Consider the following 16469-nt stretch of genomic DNA (forward strand, 5'->3'; position numbering starts at 1 on the left):
AATGCTGGAGCTTCCTCTTTGCGGCAGACAGATCCCGATCGTGGCGGATGAATATGTAGACAAAGAGTTTGGAACCGGTGCTGTGAAGATCACTCCTGCCCATGATCCAAATGATTTTGAAGTCGGAAGACGGCATGGCCTCCAAGTGATCAATGTGATGAACGATGACGCCACGATCAATGAAAACGGCGGCAGATATGAGGGCATGGAGCGTTATGAGGCGAGAAAAGCCATCGTAAAAGATCTGGAAGAACAGGGATATCTGGTAAAAATAAAAGAACACGAGCACAACGTCGGTACCCATGACCGCTGCAAAGCTACCATCGAGCCGATGGTTAAACCCCAGTGGTTCGTAAAGATGGATGAGCTCGCGAAGCCTGCCATCGAGGCGGTTAAAAACGGGGACATTAAATTTGTGCCGGAACGTTATACAAAGACCTATCTGCACTGGCTTGAGAATATCCGTGACTGGTGTATCTCCAGACAGCTCTGGTGGGGACACAGGATTCCTGCATATTACTGTGACGAGTGCGGCGAAACTGTGGTGGCAAAAGAAAAACCGGAAGTATGCCCAAAATGCGGATGCACACACTTTACTCAGGATGAGGATACCCTGGATACCTGGTTCAGTTCTGCGCTGTGGCCGTTTTCCACGTTAGGCTGGCCGGAACAGACGGAGGAACTGGATTATTTCTACCCGACCAACGTATTGGTAACCGGATATGACATTATCTTTTTCTGGGTTGTCAGAATGGTGTTTTCCGGATATGAGCATACAGGGAAAGCGCCGTTTGACACGGTGCTGATCCACGGACTCGTGAGAGACGACAAAGGAAGAAAGATGAGCAAATCCCTGGGCAACGGAATTGATCCTCTGGAAGTCATCAGCCAGTATGGGGCAGATGCGCTGAGATTTACTCTGGTCACCGGAAATGCGCCGGGCAATGATATGCGTTTTTACATGGAGCGTGTGGAAGCCAGCCGGAATTTTGCCAATAAAGTGTGGAATGCATCCCGCTTCATGATGATGAACTTTGAACAGGCGGACTTTTCTCATGTGGAACTTTCCGATCTGACAAGCGCAGACCGGTGGATTTTATCTAAATTCAACACTCTGGCCAAAGATGTGACGGATAATATGGACAAGTATGAGCTGGGAATTGCCGTACAGAAGCTCAATGACTTTATATGGGAAGAATTCTGTGACTGGTATATCGAGATGGTGAAACCGCGTCTCTATAACGATGAAGACAACACGAAAGCCGCAGCTTTGTGGACGCTGAAAAAGGTGCTTTCCGAATCACTGAAGCTGCTTCATCCATTCATGCCGTTTATCACAGAGGAGATCTACTGCAATCTGACAGGGGAAGAATCCATTATGCTGGCATCCTGGCCGGAATACAGAGAGGAATACAGCTTTGCCCGGGAAGAAGCTGCAGTGGAACTCATGAAAGAAGCGGTGAGGGGAATCCGGAATATACGTGCCGAGATGAACGTATCCCCGAAAAAGAAAGCAAAAGTATTTGTTGTCTCTGAAAATGAAGATGTAAGAGACATCTTTAAACAGGGGAAGGTCTTCTTTGGAACCCTGGGTTACGCAAGCGAAGTAGCTGTGCGGGCGGACAGAGAAGGGATTGCGGAGGATGCCGTATCCACGATGGTCCCGGATGCCGTGATCTATATGCCGTTTGCGGAGCTTGTGGACATTGAAAAAGAAATTGAGAGACTGAAAAAAGAACAGAAGAAATTAGGCGGAGAGATCAAGCGGTGCGAAGGCATGCTCAATAACGAACGTTTCTTAAGCAAAGCACCGGAACAAAAAGTAGAAGAAGAGAAAGAAAAGCTTTCAAAATACCGGCAGATGCTTGAAAAAGTGGAAGAACGTCTGGGTCAGCTTGTAAAATAACATGACGGATTTTGAAGAAGCAAGAAATTATTTGAATCATGTGACGGGTTTCGCTAAAAAAACATCCTTATCCAATGTACAATGGATTCTGGATGTTTTGGGAAATCCAGAAAAAGATCTGTTCATGATCCATGTAGCAGGCACCAACGGAAAGGGTTCAGTCTGTGCATTTCTGGACTCGATCCTTACGGGCGCAGGAATAAGGACCGGGCGGTTTTCGTCCCCGCATTTGATCCGCATGGAAGAACGGATACAGATCGGCGGCAGAGAGATTTCCGAAAAAAGATTTTCAGAGGTCTTTGCAAAAGTAAAGAATGCCGTCTTTCAGGCAGTGAAGGAGGGGGCAGATCATCCTTCCTTCTTTGAATTTCTGTTCTTTATGTCACTTGTATTTTTCCGGGAAGAACATGCGGAGGTCTGTATCATCGAGACTGGAATGGGAGGCAGGCATGATGCGACCAATGTGATCATGCCGAGGCTTTCTGTCATCACTGCGGTGAGTCTTGATCATCAGGAATTTTTAGGAAACACTCTGCAGCTGATTGCGGCAGAGAAAGCAGGGATCATAAAACCGGGGGTTCCTGTGATCTGTCTCAGGCAGAAGCCTGAGGTTCTCAGGGTATTTCAGGAAGAGGCCGCACATAAAGATTCGGAATTCCTAACAATTTCAAAAGATAATCTTATTTTTTCTGAAAAAAGCAGCGATTATATTGATTTTTTGAGAAAGAGTGCGTATGATAAAAAGAGTGAATGCCTGAAATTAGGCCTGTTGGGCGATTTTCAGTATGAGAATGCCGCTCTTGCGGCAGCAGCAGTCCGCCTGCTGTTTCCTGACCTGAAAAGAAGGACGGTATTTAACGGTCTTTCCTCAGCTTTTCTGGCAGGACGGATGGAGGAAGTGAGTCCCAATATTTTTATAGACGGAGGACATAATCTTCAGGCGGCGGAGGCATTTTGCCATACATTAGAGAAATATTTTCCGCAGAGAAAACTGATTGTTTTTGCCCCTTCCCATAAGAAGGAAGAGGAGGGCATCCTGAAGCTTCTCACGGAAGTTGAAAACTTGGAAGGAATCATAAAGGTTCCGGTTGTGAACCGGGAGATACCGGAGAATGATTTCTTAAAGGCATATAAGACAATGATAAAAAAGTCAGAGGAGGGGGTTCTCTGCTTTTGTATCGGCTCTTTTTATTTAGCTGGTAAGGTTAAAACGTTTATCTTGAATGGAGGAAGAAAATGATTAATTACAGAGAAGAGTTAAAAAAATTTGAACCTTGCTTAGATGTGGACCAGGCAGAGGATGCTATTTACAGCGATGATTTAAAAGATGTAGAAGATCTGATCAATGAAATCAAAAAAGACATAGAAGAAGAGAAATAGTAAGGTGGCAGATATGAAGAGTAAGGAAAAGATTAAAAACAGTTCCAAATACTACTACAACCTTGGGCTGGAGAAAGCCAATGCCAACGATCTGACCGGGGCCGTAAAGAACCTGAAAGCTGCGTTGTTTTATGACAAGAACGACATGAACGCCAGGAATCTTTTGGGCTTAGTCTACTATCAGATGGGTGACATCGTCCCTGCCCTGAGCCAGTGGGTCATCAGCAGTAATCTGAAAAAGGAAGAAAATGCGGCCATTGATTATCTGAAAGATGTGCAGGAGAATCCTGTCCAGCTTGACACGGTCAACCAGGTCATTAAAAAGTATAATCAGGCTCTCGTATACGCAAAACAGGGGAATGAAGACCTGGCAATGATCCAGCTGAAAAATGTCGTTTCCATGATGCCGAATTTTATCAATGCACAGCTTCTGATTGCCCTGCTTTCCATCAAAGATGAGAATTATAAAGACGCCCAGAAGGCTTTAAAAAATGTGCTGGAGGTGGACTGCAAAAACCCAAGGGCATTAGAATATCTGCAGGAGACGGAAGCTCTTTTAAAACCTGCGGATATGAAAGCAGAAGACAGCGGTTTGGAGAGTGCAGAAGGGCCGAAGAAAAAGGTTTTAAGCAGCGTTGTAGGAAAATACGAGGAGCTGCCGTCCAACCGCCACCGCATGGTATATATGGTGGGAGGTATTGTGATCGGCGTGCTTGTTTCCCTGGTGCTCTTATATCCGAGCATTAAGAAGGCATCCAGCTACAAGTATTCATCCAAGATTGAAAATTATAAGGAACAGCTTCTTGCCAAAGAGACTCAGTTAAAGAGCAACGAAAAAGACATCAAAGAGGCAAAGGCTGCCGAGGAAAAGGCGAAGAAAGAATTAAAAGAATTTGTCGGAGACAGCAAGACAGAGGGAATCTATGATTCTCTGCTGACAGCCATGCAGTATTACGGCGACCGCCAGTATACGGAGTCTGCCGATGCCCTGCTGAACATCGACAGGGATAAGCTGGAATCAAAGAAGATGAAAGAGATTTATGACGATCTGGAACAGAAGGTTTACCCATATGCGGCCACCGGACTTTACAACAAGGGAATCAGTGCATATAATCAGGGCAACTACAAGGATGCCATCAGCACTTTGAAAAAAGCCATCAAAGTAAAAGACACAAATGTGGGGTCTTATTTCTACCTTGCCAGATCTTATGATAAAAATGGTGACAAGGACAAAGCCATCAAGGCATACGAGGATGTCATCAAGAAGTTCCCGGGCACCAACAGTGCAAGGAACTCACAGAATTACCTGAATCAATTACAGAACAAACAAGCAAAAAATCTTTAAAACAGCACTTGGGCTGACAAAGAAACCGATAAGACACGAAAGAGAAATATATCCGGAAGATATCAAAACCTTCCGGTGTATTTCTCTTTCATTTTTTTATCATTTAAAGGAGTGAATCATCTATGGCAACAGAATATCAGGTTGAAAACAGGACACTGTATGTAAGGCTTGACGGAGAACTGGATCATCACTTGGCAGAGCGTGTCAGGCATAAATGTGATGTGATCCTGAAGTCATATCCGATCAGGGATATTGAATTTGATTTTAAGAATACCGGTTTTATGGACAGCTCCGGTGTGGGAATGATCCTTGGGCGGTACAAGCAGCTGAAGCCTCTCGGAGGCACGGTGAGCGTGGTAAATGTCAACGATGTGGTTAAACGGATCGTACACATGGCGGGTCTGCACAAGATCATCAATGAGCGATAGGGATAGGGAGGATAAGAGATGATACATTTAGAATTCAACAGCGAATCAGAAAATGAAGGGATCGCAAGAGTGCTGGCGGCAACCTATATGATGAAGTTCGATCCGACGATGGAAGAGATGGCAGATGTGAAAACGGCGGTTTCCGAAGCGGTTACGAACTGCATCGTCCACGGATATGAGGACGATCAGGGAAAGATCTTCATGGATATTTCAAATGAAGGCAGTGTCCTTAAAATTGTCATTGAGGATTTCGGTGTCGGTATTCCGGATGTAAAACAGGCAATGGAACCTATGTATACGACAAAGCCTGATGAGGAGCGGACCGGGATGGGATTTTCCTTTATGGAAGCATTCATGGACAAGATCGAAGTCAGCTCTGAGTCAGGAAAAGGAACCAGAGTTATCATGGAAAAGAAAGTGACCGGGAAATAGGCCTTTTATATGGACGAGACAAGAGAATTATTAAAGCTTACGAAAGAAGGAGATCAGGATGCGAGAGAGAAGATCGTGCTTGACAACATGGGGCTGATCTGGAGTGTGGTAAAGCGTTTTACAGGGCGGGGACACGAGCCCGAAGATCTGTTCCAGATCGGGAGCATCGGACTTTTAAAGGCAGTGGACAAGTTTGACCTCTCCTATGATGTAAAATTTTCTACTTATGCGGTGCCGATGATCACCGGGGAGATCAAACGGTTTTTAAGGGATGACGGGATGATCAAGGTCAGCCGTTCCCTGAAGGAGATCGCCTACCAGGTCCGGCAGGCAGGAGAGGCTTTTGCCATGAAGTACAACAGGGAAGCAACGATAGACGAACTCTCCAGGGAGACAAAGATTGCCAGAGATGAGATCGTCGTCGCACTGGAGGCAAACAAAGATGTGGAATCTATTTATCAGCCAAGCTATCAAAGCGACGACAGCCAGGTGCTTTTGGTAGATAAACTGCCAGGCGAGGAAAATGAGTCAGATACTGTCATCAACCATGTGATGCTGGAAGAACTCATGGACACACTGTCCGGAGATGAGAGAGAATTGATCACTATGCGGTACTTCCATGGGAAGACACAGCAGGAAATCGCAAAAAAACTTTCAATTTCCCAGGTACAGGTTTCAAGGATGGAAAAGAAAATATTGCTCCGTATGAGAAAACAAATTCTTGGACATAGCTGAAAATTGTGGTAGTATAATCTAAGAGGGAAATTTCCCTCTTACGATTACAATTCTGTAAAGATCGGTCAGATTACAGGTCATCGGATACATCATCCATTTACCCGCACTGAATATTGCAAATCGAATCAAAACAAGAAACATCTTATGTATTTAAACAAAGGAGAATATTCTATGGTATATGAATCTATGTCTTTGCTTGAACTTCGAAAGGCGGCAAAGGAAAAGAATCTGAAAGGCATCAGCAGTCTGAAAAAGCAGGAGCTGATCGAATATTTAAAAAATAATGACAATGAACATAAACAGAGTGAGCCGGAACCGGAGACGAAAGCAGAGCAGACAAAAGACGTCAGGACAGACCGTGTGCCCAGGGATATAAAAAGCCTGGACAGCGGCAGGAAAGCCAATGGCATACTGGAAGTCCTGCCGGACGGTTATGGATTTATCCGCTGTGAGAATTATCTCCCCGGAGAGAATGATATCTATGTATCACCGACCCAGATCCGGAGGTTTAACTTAAAGTCCGGAGATATCTTAAACGGTGCCATCCGCGTAAAAAGCCAGAGTGAAAAGTTCGGAGCCCTGCTGTTTGTAGAGTCCGTAAACGGATATCGCCCCGAGGCGGCAGCCAGGAGAAAGCATTTTGAAGACCTCACGCCGATCTTTCCTAACCAGAGGCTCAGGCTGGAGACCGAGCGGGCGACGATTCCGATGCGCATGGTGGATCTGCTCTCTCCTGTGGGAAAAGGGCAGAGGGGTATGATCGTATCACCGCCCAAAACGGGAAAGACCACTCTGTTAAAGCAGATGGCTCAGAGCATCAGCCAAAATTATAAAGACATCAAGCTGATCGTACTGCTCATTGACGAGAGACCCGAGGAAGTGACGGATTTTAAAGAATCTGTGGAGGGACAGAACGTGGAGGTCATCTATTCTACGTTTGATGAGCTTCCTGATCATCACAAGAGAGTGTCGGAAATGGTGCTTGAGAGAGCAAAGCGCCTGGTAGAACATAAAGAGGACGTAGTGATCCTCTTGGACAGTATCACAAGACTTGCCAGGGCGTACAACCTCACCGTGCCTCCGAGCGGAAGGACGCTCACAGGAGGGCTTGATCCGGCAGCACTCCACATGCCAAAAAGATTTTTTGGAGCTGCCAGAAATATGAGGGAAGGCGGAAGTCTCACGATCCTTGCGACAGCGCTGGTAGAGACGGGAAGCAAGATGGATGATGTCATCTTCGAGGAGTTTAAGGGAACCGGAAACATGGAGCTTGTACTGAGCCGTCATCTGTCCGAGCGCAGGATCTTCCCTGCGGTGGATATCGCCAAATCCGGTACGAGAAGAGATGATCTGCTGCTTTCCAAAGATGAACAGTCTGTGGTCACCGCACTGCACAAAGAACTGTCCGGAAGCCGTTCAGACGAATTTTTCGAGCAGACACTGAATATGTTCAAACGTTCTAAAAATAATAAGGAATTTATTGAGTTTGCGAAGAAATCTCTGCTGAGAAAATAACAGAAAAAGTATTTGCATTGTAGAAGATGCTGTGATATAATGAGAAAGCTGTTTAAGAATAAACAAAAGGAATGTTTAAGATAAACTAAGATCAAAGAGGTGAAGAAACATGCGCGAAGGAATCCATCCAGAATACCATCAGGCAAAAGTAGTCTGCAACTGCGGTAACGAATTTGTAACAGGATCTACAAAGGAAGATATCCACGTTGAGATCTGTTCTAAGTGTCATTCTTTTTACACTGGACAACAGAAAGCTACTCAAGCTCGCGGACGTATTGACAAGTTCAATCGTAAGTATGGTACTAAGTAGAAAACATGAAATGATAGGTTGAGGTTGCGAAATCTCAGCCTATTTTGTTGTATAGCTATTTAAAAGGAAGGACGGGCACTATATGAAAGTAAGGATTGGCGGACAGGCGGTCATGGAAGGCGTCATGATGAAAAATGAGGACCGCTATGCAGTTTCCGTGAGAAAACCGGACGGGGAGATCGAGACGAAGACCGAACGGTATACGAGCATATCCGATCGATATCCGGTTCTGAAGCTCCCGGTCCTGCGGGGAGTCGTAAATTTTGCGGAGTCTATGGTGGTCGGCATGAAAACACTCACTTATTCGGCTGACTTCATAGAAGACGGGGAAGAGGAGCCGTCCCGGCTGGAACAGTGGCTGAACCGTCATTTCTCTGAGAAATGGGAAGGGGTCCTCATGGGCGGAATCGTGGTGTTGTCATTTGCCATTGCCATCGGACTGTTCATGGTGCTGCCTTATTTCCTCTCCAACATATTTGAAGGGTTCGGCATGAGCCGTCCGGCTGTTCTGCTGCTGGAGGGCCTGATCCGGGTGGGTATTTTTTTAGGATATATCATTCTCATATCCAGAATGAACGACATCAAACGGGTCTTCATGTACCACGGAGCCGAGCACAAAACGATCAACTGCCTGGAGGCAGGGGAGGAGCTCACGCCGGAAAATGTAATGAAATATTCCAGGCTGCACAAGCGGTGCGGTACGAGTTTCCTGTTTTTTGTCATGATCATAAGCATTATATTTTTCTTTTTTATCCGTGTGGACACGGTGTGGCTGAAAGTTGCATTGAGACTTCTGCTGGTCCCGGTGATCGCAGGGGTATCCTATGAGTTTATCCGGCTCGCCGGAAATTCAGACAATCCGGTCATCACGGCGCTCAGCAAGCCGGGGCTGTGTCTTCAGCTTTTAACGACGAAAGAGCCGGATGAGAGCATGATCGAAGTGGCAATCCGGTCAGTGGAGGGTGTTTTTGACTGGAAAACATATCTGGAGAAAGAAAGGAAGAACCGTGAATAGGAAGATTTGGGTCACATACGGGGCGGAAATGCTCCGGGAAGCGGGGATCGATAACCCGGATGGGGAAGCCTGGTATCTGTTTTCCCATTGCTTTTCTTTAAGCCGGGAAGAATACTTATTTTCTATGACTACGCCGGTGGAAGAAGGGGAAGAATTAGAGCAGTACAAGGCTTTGCTGGACCGACGGATCAGCGAGAGGATTCCTCTCCAATACCTGATCGGGACTCAGGATTTTATGGGATATACATTCCGGGTGACCCCGGATGTGCTCATACCAAGGCAGGATACAGAAAGTGTCATCGAGGCGGTTGTGGAAGGAAACTATCCCCATGAAAGCATCCTGGATGTCTGTACAGGCTCCGGGTGTATTGCCATCAGCCTTTGTCTTATGCTGAAGCCGGACGTCTGCATCGGTACAGATATTGATGAAAAGGCCCTGAAAATTGCAAAAGAGAATGGAAGAAGGCTGGCTCCTATGGTAAAATTTAAAAAGAGTGACCTCTTTTCCGGGGTGGACGGTTGTTTTGACCTGATCATTTCCAATCCTCCGTATATTCCTACAAAAGACTGTATGGAACTGATGCCGGAAGTAAAAGACCACGAGCCTATGCTTGCTCTTGACGGAAGAGAGGACGGGCTGTATTTTTACCGAAAGCTTGCAGGGACGGCCCCGAAGCATTTGAACGCCGGAGGCACCCTCGTATTTGAGATCGGTTATGACCAGGGAGCGGCGGTAAAAACGATGATCGAGGAAGCAGGATTTTCCTCTGTGGAGATAAAGAAAGACTTGGCGGGACTTGACCGGATGGTCATCGGAACGCTGGCATAAAGGAGAAGAAGATGTTTGATAAGTTAGAAAGTTTAGTAGAGAGACTGGATACCGTACTCCAGCAGCTCAACGATCCGGATGTGGCCGGAGACCAGAACCGGTTCAGGGATTTGATGAAGGAGCAGAGCGATCTGGCACCTATCGTAGAAAAGTATAAGGAGTATGTACAGGAAAAGCAGAACATTGAGGAAAGTCTGGAACTTCTCGAAGAGGAATCTGATGAGGAGATGAAGGAACTCGCCAAAGAGGAACTTTCCGAGTCCAAGGCGAATGTAGAGCGGCTGGAAGAGGAATTAAAGATTCTTCTGATTCCAAAAGATCCAAATGACGACAAGAATATCATCGTGGAAATCCGCGCCGGAGCCGGCGGAGACGAAGCTGCCCTGTTTGCGGCAGACGTGGCCCGCATGTACCGGAGTTATGCGGAAGGACGCCGCTGGAAGGTGGAGACACTGAGTTTTAATGAAAGCGGGATCGGAGGTTTTAAAGAGCTTGTTTTCATGATCTCGGGTCAGGGTGCCTATTCCAGATTTAAATATGAAAGCGGAGTGCACCGTGTGCAGAGAATCCCGGCCACCGAGTCCGGCGGAAGGATTCATACGTCCACTATTACGGTTGCTATTATGCCGGAAGTGGAAGATGTGGAAGTGGAAGTAGATTTAAATGACTGTAAGTTTGACGTATTCCGTGCATCCGGAAACGGAGGACAGTGTGTCAATACGACAGATTCAGCTGTGCGGCTGACTCATCTGCCGACCGGAATCGTTGTATCCTGCCAGGATGAAAAGTCACAGCTTAAGAATAAGGACAAGGCATTGAAGGTGCTGCGCTCCCGTCTGTATGAGCTGGAGCAGCAGAAAGCCCATGACGCAGAGGCAGAAAAGAGAAAGAGCCAGGTGGGAACCGGGGACCGTTCCGAGAAGATCAGAACCTACAATTATCCTCAGGGCCGTGTGACAGATCACAGGATCAAGCTGACCCTCCACAAATTAGATTCTGTCATGAACGGAGATCTGGATGAGCTCATCGACAGTTTAACCGCTGCGGATCAGGCAGCCAAATTAAGTAATATGGAAGAAGAGTAGATATGAAAGATGGTTTTATTAAAGTAGCTGCGGCGACACCGAAGGTGAAAGTCGCAGATCCGGAATATAACACAAAAGAGATCATAAAGATTATCCGGCAGGCAGGAGATGAAGAAGCCAGCCTTCTTGTTTTTTCTGAACTGGCCGTTTCCGGCTATACATGCGGGGACCTGTTTTTGCAGGACCCTCTGCTGGAGGAATCCCTTAAGGGACTCATGGAGATCAAGAAGGAAACAAAAGGGATGGACATGGTCGTCACCGTGGGCTGTCCTCTGGTTGTGGAGCATAAGCTTTATAACTGCGGTGTGTTTTTATTTGACGGACGTATTTTAGGGGTGGTGCCGAAGATCCACCTTCCGAATTACGGAGAGTTTTATGAAGCCAGACATTTTGCAAAAGGAAAAAGAGAGGTAAAGGACATTCTGCTGGACGGGGAGCATGTTCCGTTTGGAGCAAACATCCTGCTGGAATGCACAAATATTCCGGAACTGACCATTGCCATGGAAATCTGTGAGGACCTGTGGGTTCCTCTTCCGCCGAGTACTCATCACGCTTTGGCCGGGGCAACCGTTATCTGTAATCCGTCTGCCAGCGTGGAGACTACTACGAAGGAGGTTTACAGGAGCGCCCTCGTGTCCAATCAGTCTGCAAGACTGCTTTCAGGTTATGTGTATGCCAATGCAGGAGAGGGAGAATCCACAACGGATGTAGTTTACAGCGGACACCATCTGATCTGTGAAAACGGAACCGTGCTGGCAGAGGCGAAGCGGTTTGTAAACGATATTATCTATGCGGACATGGATGTGAAGCGCCTCGTGGCAGAGAGAAGAAAAATGACGACGTTTTTCGAGGAAGATTCTGAGGAATACCGGCGTGTGCCGTTTATTCTTCCGGTAAAAGTAAACCAGATTACAAGAAAGTTTCCAAAGAATCCGTTTGTGCCGTCCAGCAGGGAAGAGCGGGAGAAACGGTGTGATGAGATCTTATCGATCCAGTCTATGGGACTGAAAAAACGTCTGGAACATACGAACTGTACGCATGCAGTGGTGGGAATTTCCGGAGGACTGGACTCTACCCTTGCAGTTTTAGTAACAGTGCGTGCTTTTGATATGCTGGATATTCCAAGGGAAAATATCATTTGCGTCACGATGCCGTGTTTCGGTACGACAGACCGGACATACCAGAATGCAGTATCCCTGATCCATGAATTGGGAGCCACTTTAAAAGAAGTTAATATCGAGAAAGCCGTCAGACAGCATTTTAAAGATATTGAACATGAGGAAGATGTCCACGATGTGACCTATGAAAATTCCCAGGCCCGGGAGAGGACTCAGATCCTCATGGATATCGCCAATAAGTATAACGGCATGGTCATCGGGACCGGCGATATGTCAGAGCTTGCTCTTGGCTGGGCTACCTATAACGGAGACCATATGTCCATGTATGCGGTGAACTGTTCTGTGCCGAAGACTCTGGTGCGCTATCTGGTACTGTATTATGCAGAGACGGTTGAAAATAAAGAGTTATCCGATGTGCTGATGGATGTGCTGGACACTCCGGTGAGCCCGGAACTGCTTCCTCCGGTGGACGGTGTGATCTCGCAGAAGACTGAGGATTTGGTAGGGCCTTATGAGCTGCACGATTTCTTCCTATATTATATGTTGAGATTCGGATTTCCGAAGGCAAAGCTTTACCGAATGGCAAAGCTTACTTTTGCAGGGGATTACGACGATGAAACCATACAAAAGTGGCTGGATAAATTCTACTGGCGGTTCTTCAGCCAGCAGTTTAAGCGCTCCTGCCTGCCGGACGGGCCGAAGGTGGGAAGTGTAGCAGTGTCTCCAAGAGGGGATTTGAGAATGCCGAGCGATGCCAGCGTGAATATCTGGCAGAAGTCATAGTAAATATTAGAGCCGTGCAGAAAGTTTATGCACGGCTCTAATATTATCATCTAAATATATGAATGATGGCAGCTCTTATTTTTAATTCTATGTAATAGGCACATATAGCATTCTTAATAAAATTTATTTGGATGCCTATAATAACTATAATCGTCCAAATAATCTAAAATATTTTCTTTTTCAATTTCTTTATTAATTTCTGAGAAAAAATTTTTTATTATTTTTAAAATGGTTATTAACAATTTTATCATAATATCACCCTCGTAATTATTGTTGTAATTATTGTACAAATTATGTTAAAAATAAATGAAAAAATTATTTTTAGAACAACATTGCTCTTGAGTTTTTTGTAACGCTTTGCATTTTCATCTTGTTTCTTTTTATCACCATTAGAAATATTAAATGTATGTGATGATACAGCATCTCTTAGAACTTCAAAAACAGATCTGCCCACAAATCTAAATATCCCTTTGGCAACTATGAATAAAATAACAACAGTAAATATCACATAGCTTAAATTGATAAAGTCGGTTTTAGTAAGATCACTGATTTTGTTGAATGGTAATTGCTCTATGCTATATGAACATATTTTAATACAACATAGTGCTAATGTAAATGTAAAAAAATATTGGATGAAATAGGAGAGTTTCTTTTTATGATCCCTTAATTTTTGTAAAAAATGACTTGAGGTATCACATGTGTTTAGGCTTTTAACCCAATTTGAAACAATAGCAATTAATTCATCTCCTAATGTTGAGTCAATAAAGTCAACACTTGCTATAACTGGATATGCATCTTTATCTAGTTCTTGAATTTCATCAAATCCTCCAGAAAGCATAACTTTAAGCATATCTTCTGGTTTTATGCCATCACTCATTTTTACAATAAGAGTATGCTTCTGCGGAACTTTATATCTGGGCAGTTCCGCATTGAATTCCCATTTCACTAAAATACTGTCAATAGGTTCACTTTGAATCCATTTCTGCTGTTCAAATAATTGCCAACTATTAAAGAATAAAGATTTTTTATTATTGAAAGCGACATGAACATTTATAATGAAACCGGCATTATTATAATGAGATTTAAATTTGTCGGTAATTAAGTAATTCAGGTTAAAAATATCGTCTAAGTTTATGCACACGTCCTTTGTAAAAAGTTTCGTCTTGCTATCAGGTTTAGCATTCATCATGTAATAATAAGCCTATAAAGATTTCCTGAAATCCTCTTCTTCACTTATATTAAGCAAATTACTATCGTTAATTTGATTTTGTGTACTTTCCATATTGTTCCTCCTGAATCTTTTTTATATTACCATAAAAAACTATCTTTTTCTACTATTTTTTACAATTTAATGTTGTTTTTGATAAAAAACTACAAATCAAAAATAAGAAGATTTAAGAGACAATTGGAAAAAAGTTTGACTATAGTTCGTAATGTTCTATTTAAACAATAATTAATCTAGGACAAGACTAACATATATTTATGGGATAATGTGGGCAAAAATATTTGCTTTGGGAAAATTGTATCTGTTATGTAAAGCTTAAAAGATCTTCAAAAAGAGAAGGATATAAGAAAGGATGTGGATTTGCCTGTTTTGGGATATATCTTATTGCAGATTGTATTAAGTTTTATTTTCTTTTATTTATACTTGCAAAACGAAAGTTAATATGATAATATACAAGTACAAAGTAAAAGATAATAAAAGAAAACAAAATGGAGGAGTCAGAAATGAAATTAAGTGCAGATCAAATAGCAGGCATGGTAGACCACACAAATCTCAAAGCCTTTGCCGATGAAGCAATGTTCGAAAAATTATGCAGCGAAGCCAGGGAATATGGTTTTAAGATGGTAGCCATCAATCCTGCACAGACAGAGCGGTGCAAACGCCTTTTGGAAGGATGTCCGGTTCACGTAGGGGCAGCCATAGGATTTCCGCTGGGACAGACAACACTGGAATGTAAAGTATTTGAGACAAAGGATGCCATCGAAAAAGGCGCAGACGAGATCGACTATGTCATCAACATTGCGGAATTAAAGAACAAAAACTATGATTACATAAAAAAAGAGATGGAAGAGATCGTGGCAGAGTGCCGAAAAGCCGGAGTAATCAGCAAGGTCATCTTTGAAAACTGCTATCTGACCGATGAAGAAAAGGTGAAAGTATCTGAAATAGCAAAAGAAGTAAAACCTGATTTTATTAAGACATCAACCGGGTTTGGAACAGGCGGGGCTACACCGGAAGATGTGAAGCTTATGAAGACCACAGTTGGTGATGAAGTGAAAGTCAAGGCTGCCGGGGGAATCAGGGACTTAAAGACCGCACTTCAGATGATTGAAGCGGGAGCAGAGCGTCTGGGAACAAGTGCAGGAGTGGAAATTGTGGAAGAATTAAAAAAACAGGACTGAAGAGGTGGACAAAATGAAGAAAGTTAAAGTGTGTTTGATCGGTTCCGGAAGAGCAGGGATGATTCATGCAAGAAATATGGCGGGAAGTGTTCCGGGCGGTGAGATTTATGCCGCCTGTGACCCGGACATCAGTGCAGCCAAAGCCGCGGCAGAGGAGCTTGGAATTGAGACTTATTACCAGGACTATACGGAAGCGCTCAGTGATGAACAGATTGACGCGGTAATCATTGCCTGCCCGACCAAATATCACAGAGAAATCGCGGTGGCTGCGGCTAATGAGGGAAAACACATTTTCTGTGAAAAGCCTATGGCGATGAATGAAGAAGAGTGTGATGAGATGATCAAGGCCGCAGTGGACAACGGTGTAAAGCTCCAGATCGGATTTATGAGGCGGTTTGACGACAGCTTCAGAGAAGCCAAAAAAATGATCGAAGAGGGAGAAATCGGAGATGTTGTCCTGGTGAAATCTCACACGAGAGGACCGAGCAAGCCCCGTGAGTGGATGTATGACATTGAAAAGAGCAACGGTCCGCTGGCGGAGGTGTGCAGTCATGACATTGACACGGTACGGTGGTTTGCAGGAAGTGAATTAAAGAGTGTCTATGCATTGGGAGGGAATTTCCGGAATAAAGAAATCGCAGACAAGTATCCGGACTTTTATGACAACGTGATTGTGAATGCGGAATTTGAAAACGGAGTGCACGCCTGCATTGAGGGAGCGCAGTATGTGCAGTATGGCTACGATGCCAGAGTCGAGATCCTTGGCACAAAAGGGGTGATCTGTATCGGGGATATGCATGAAAAGAAGATTACAAGTGCCAATGAAACCCACGAACTCAAGAGACCTTCAATGCACAGCTGGACTCATCTGTTCAAGGATGCGTACCTTTTGGAAGACAGAAGTTTTATCGAAGCGATTTTAAATGACAGCGAAGTGGAATGCAGCGGCCATGACGGAAAAATGGCAGTGAAAATTGTGAAGGCGGGGAATGAATCAATTGTACAGAAGAAAATAGTGAAGTTATAAGAAGGATAGGAGGAAATTATGGGAAATGAAGCGACAGGATTCCGTGCCAGGATCCAGAAGTTCGGAGGAGTTTTAAGCGGCATGGTAATGCCGAATATCGGGGCGTTTATCACTTGGGGACTGATTACGGCAATGTTTTTAAAGACAGGCTGGGT

Annotated in this window: 16 protein-coding genes; 15 read left to right on the plus strand and 1 reads right to left on the minus strand. The window is 44.5% G+C overall.

Annotation, left to right across the window (positions count from 1 at the left end; all coding sequences use genetic code 11):
• From QVP35_RS12740 to QVP35_RS12800, 13 genes are all read left to right on the plus strand, one after another.
• Positions 1-1906: valine--tRNA ligase (locus QVP35_RS12740; RefSeq protein WP_022261226.1), on the plus strand; the 1906-nt coding region annotated here is incomplete at its 5' end.
• A gap of 1 nt (position 1907) precedes the next feature.
• Positions 1908-3146 carry a bifunctional folylpolyglutamate synthase/dihydrofolate synthase gene (locus tag QVP35_RS12745; protein ID WP_006565631.1) on the plus strand — a complete coding sequence of 413 codons (1239 nt, stop codon included), beginning with the start codon at positions 1908-1910 and terminating at the stop codon, positions 3144-3146.
• The gene (locus QVP35_RS12750) at positions 3143-3286 is read left to right on the plus strand and encodes a hypothetical protein (RefSeq protein ID WP_022261227.1); all 144 of its coding nucleotides are present in this window, start codon (positions 3143-3145) and stop codon (positions 3284-3286) included. The genes QVP35_RS12745 and QVP35_RS12750 overlap by 4 nt, the downstream gene beginning before the upstream one ends.
• A gap of 13 nt (positions 3287-3299) precedes the next feature.
• The gene (locus QVP35_RS12755) at positions 3300-4631 is read left to right on the plus strand and encodes a tetratricopeptide repeat protein (protein WP_009290707.1); all 1332 of its coding nucleotides are present in this window, start codon (positions 3300-3302) and stop codon (positions 4629-4631) included.
• Positions 4632-4753: 122 nt separating this feature from the next.
• Entirely contained in the window at positions 4754-5059 is a 306-nt protein-coding gene (spoIIAA, locus tag QVP35_RS12760; protein WP_006565629.1) for an anti-sigma F factor antagonist, read from the plus strand.
• A gap of 18 nt (positions 5060-5077) precedes the next feature.
• Complete coding sequence (spoIIAB, locus tag QVP35_RS12765) at positions 5078-5491, plus strand: anti-sigma F factor (RefSeq protein ID WP_006565628.1); 414 nt, start codon at positions 5078-5080, stop codon at positions 5489-5491.
• A 9-nt stretch (positions 5492-5500) separates the two neighbouring features.
• Positions 5501-6226, plus strand: a complete 726-nt coding sequence (locus tag QVP35_RS12770; protein WP_006565627.1) for a SigB/SigF/SigG family RNA polymerase sigma factor — start codon at positions 5501-5503, stop codon at positions 6224-6226.
• A gap of 171 nt (positions 6227-6397) precedes the next feature.
• The gene (rho, locus tag QVP35_RS12775; protein WP_022261228.1) at positions 6398-7741 is read left to right on the plus strand and encodes a transcription termination factor Rho; all 1344 of its coding nucleotides are present in this window, start codon (positions 6398-6400) and stop codon (positions 7739-7741) included.
• 109 nt (positions 7742-7850) lie between these two features.
• The gene (gene rpmE, locus QVP35_RS12780; protein WP_009290709.1) at positions 7851-8051 is read left to right on the plus strand and encodes a 50S ribosomal protein L31; all 201 of its coding nucleotides are present in this window, start codon (positions 7851-7853) and stop codon (positions 8049-8051) included.
• A gap of 82 nt (positions 8052-8133) precedes the next feature.
• Entirely contained in the window at positions 8134-9066 is a 933-nt protein-coding gene (locus QVP35_RS12785) for a DUF1385 domain-containing protein (protein WP_009290710.1), read from the plus strand.
• Positions 9059-9895 (plus strand): peptide chain release factor N(5)-glutamine methyltransferase, encoded by an 837-nt coding sequence (gene prmC, locus QVP35_RS12790; RefSeq protein ID WP_022261229.1) that lies wholly within the window; start codon positions 9059-9061, stop codon positions 9893-9895. The genes QVP35_RS12785 and prmC overlap by 8 nt, the downstream gene beginning before the upstream one ends.
• Before the next feature lie 11 nt (positions 9896-9906).
• Entirely contained in the window at positions 9907-10980 is a 1074-nt protein-coding gene (gene prfA / locus QVP35_RS12795) for a peptide chain release factor 1 (protein ID WP_009290712.1), read from the plus strand.
• A 2-nt stretch (positions 10981-10982) separates the two neighbouring features.
• A complete protein-coding gene (locus QVP35_RS12800) occupies positions 10983-12881 on the plus strand; it encodes an NAD(+) synthase (RefSeq protein WP_009290713.1) in 1899 nt (632 codons plus the stop codon).
• Positions 12882-13128: 247 nt separating this feature from the next.
• Here the strand turns inward: QVP35_RS12800 and QVP35_RS12805 are convergent, their stop codons facing one another.
• Entirely contained in the window at positions 13129-14070 is a 942-nt protein-coding gene (locus tag QVP35_RS12805) for a hypothetical protein (protein WP_022261231.1), read from the minus strand.
• Positions 14071-14594: 524 nt separating this feature from the next.
• Between QVP35_RS12805 and deoC the strand changes: the two genes are divergently transcribed.
• Both deoC and QVP35_RS12815 read left to right on the plus strand, forming a co-directional pair.
• The gene (gene deoC / locus QVP35_RS12810; RefSeq protein ID WP_118476540.1) at positions 14595-15287 is read left to right on the plus strand and encodes a deoxyribose-phosphate aldolase; all 693 of its coding nucleotides are present in this window, start codon (positions 14595-14597) and stop codon (positions 15285-15287) included.
• A gap of 13 nt (positions 15288-15300) precedes the next feature.
• Positions 15301-16314, plus strand: a complete 1014-nt coding sequence (locus QVP35_RS12815) for a Gfo/Idh/MocA family oxidoreductase (RefSeq protein ID WP_009290717.1) — start codon at positions 15301-15303, stop codon at positions 16312-16314.
• The last annotated feature ends 155 nt before the right edge of the window (positions 16315-16469 follow it).

The sequence above is a fragment of the Anaerostipes sp. CAG:276 genome (genome assembly GCF_000432215.1).
In the GTDB taxonomy this organism is placed as follows: domain Bacteria; phylum Bacillota; class Clostridia; order Lachnospirales; family Lachnospiraceae; genus Anaerostipes; species Anaerostipes caccae.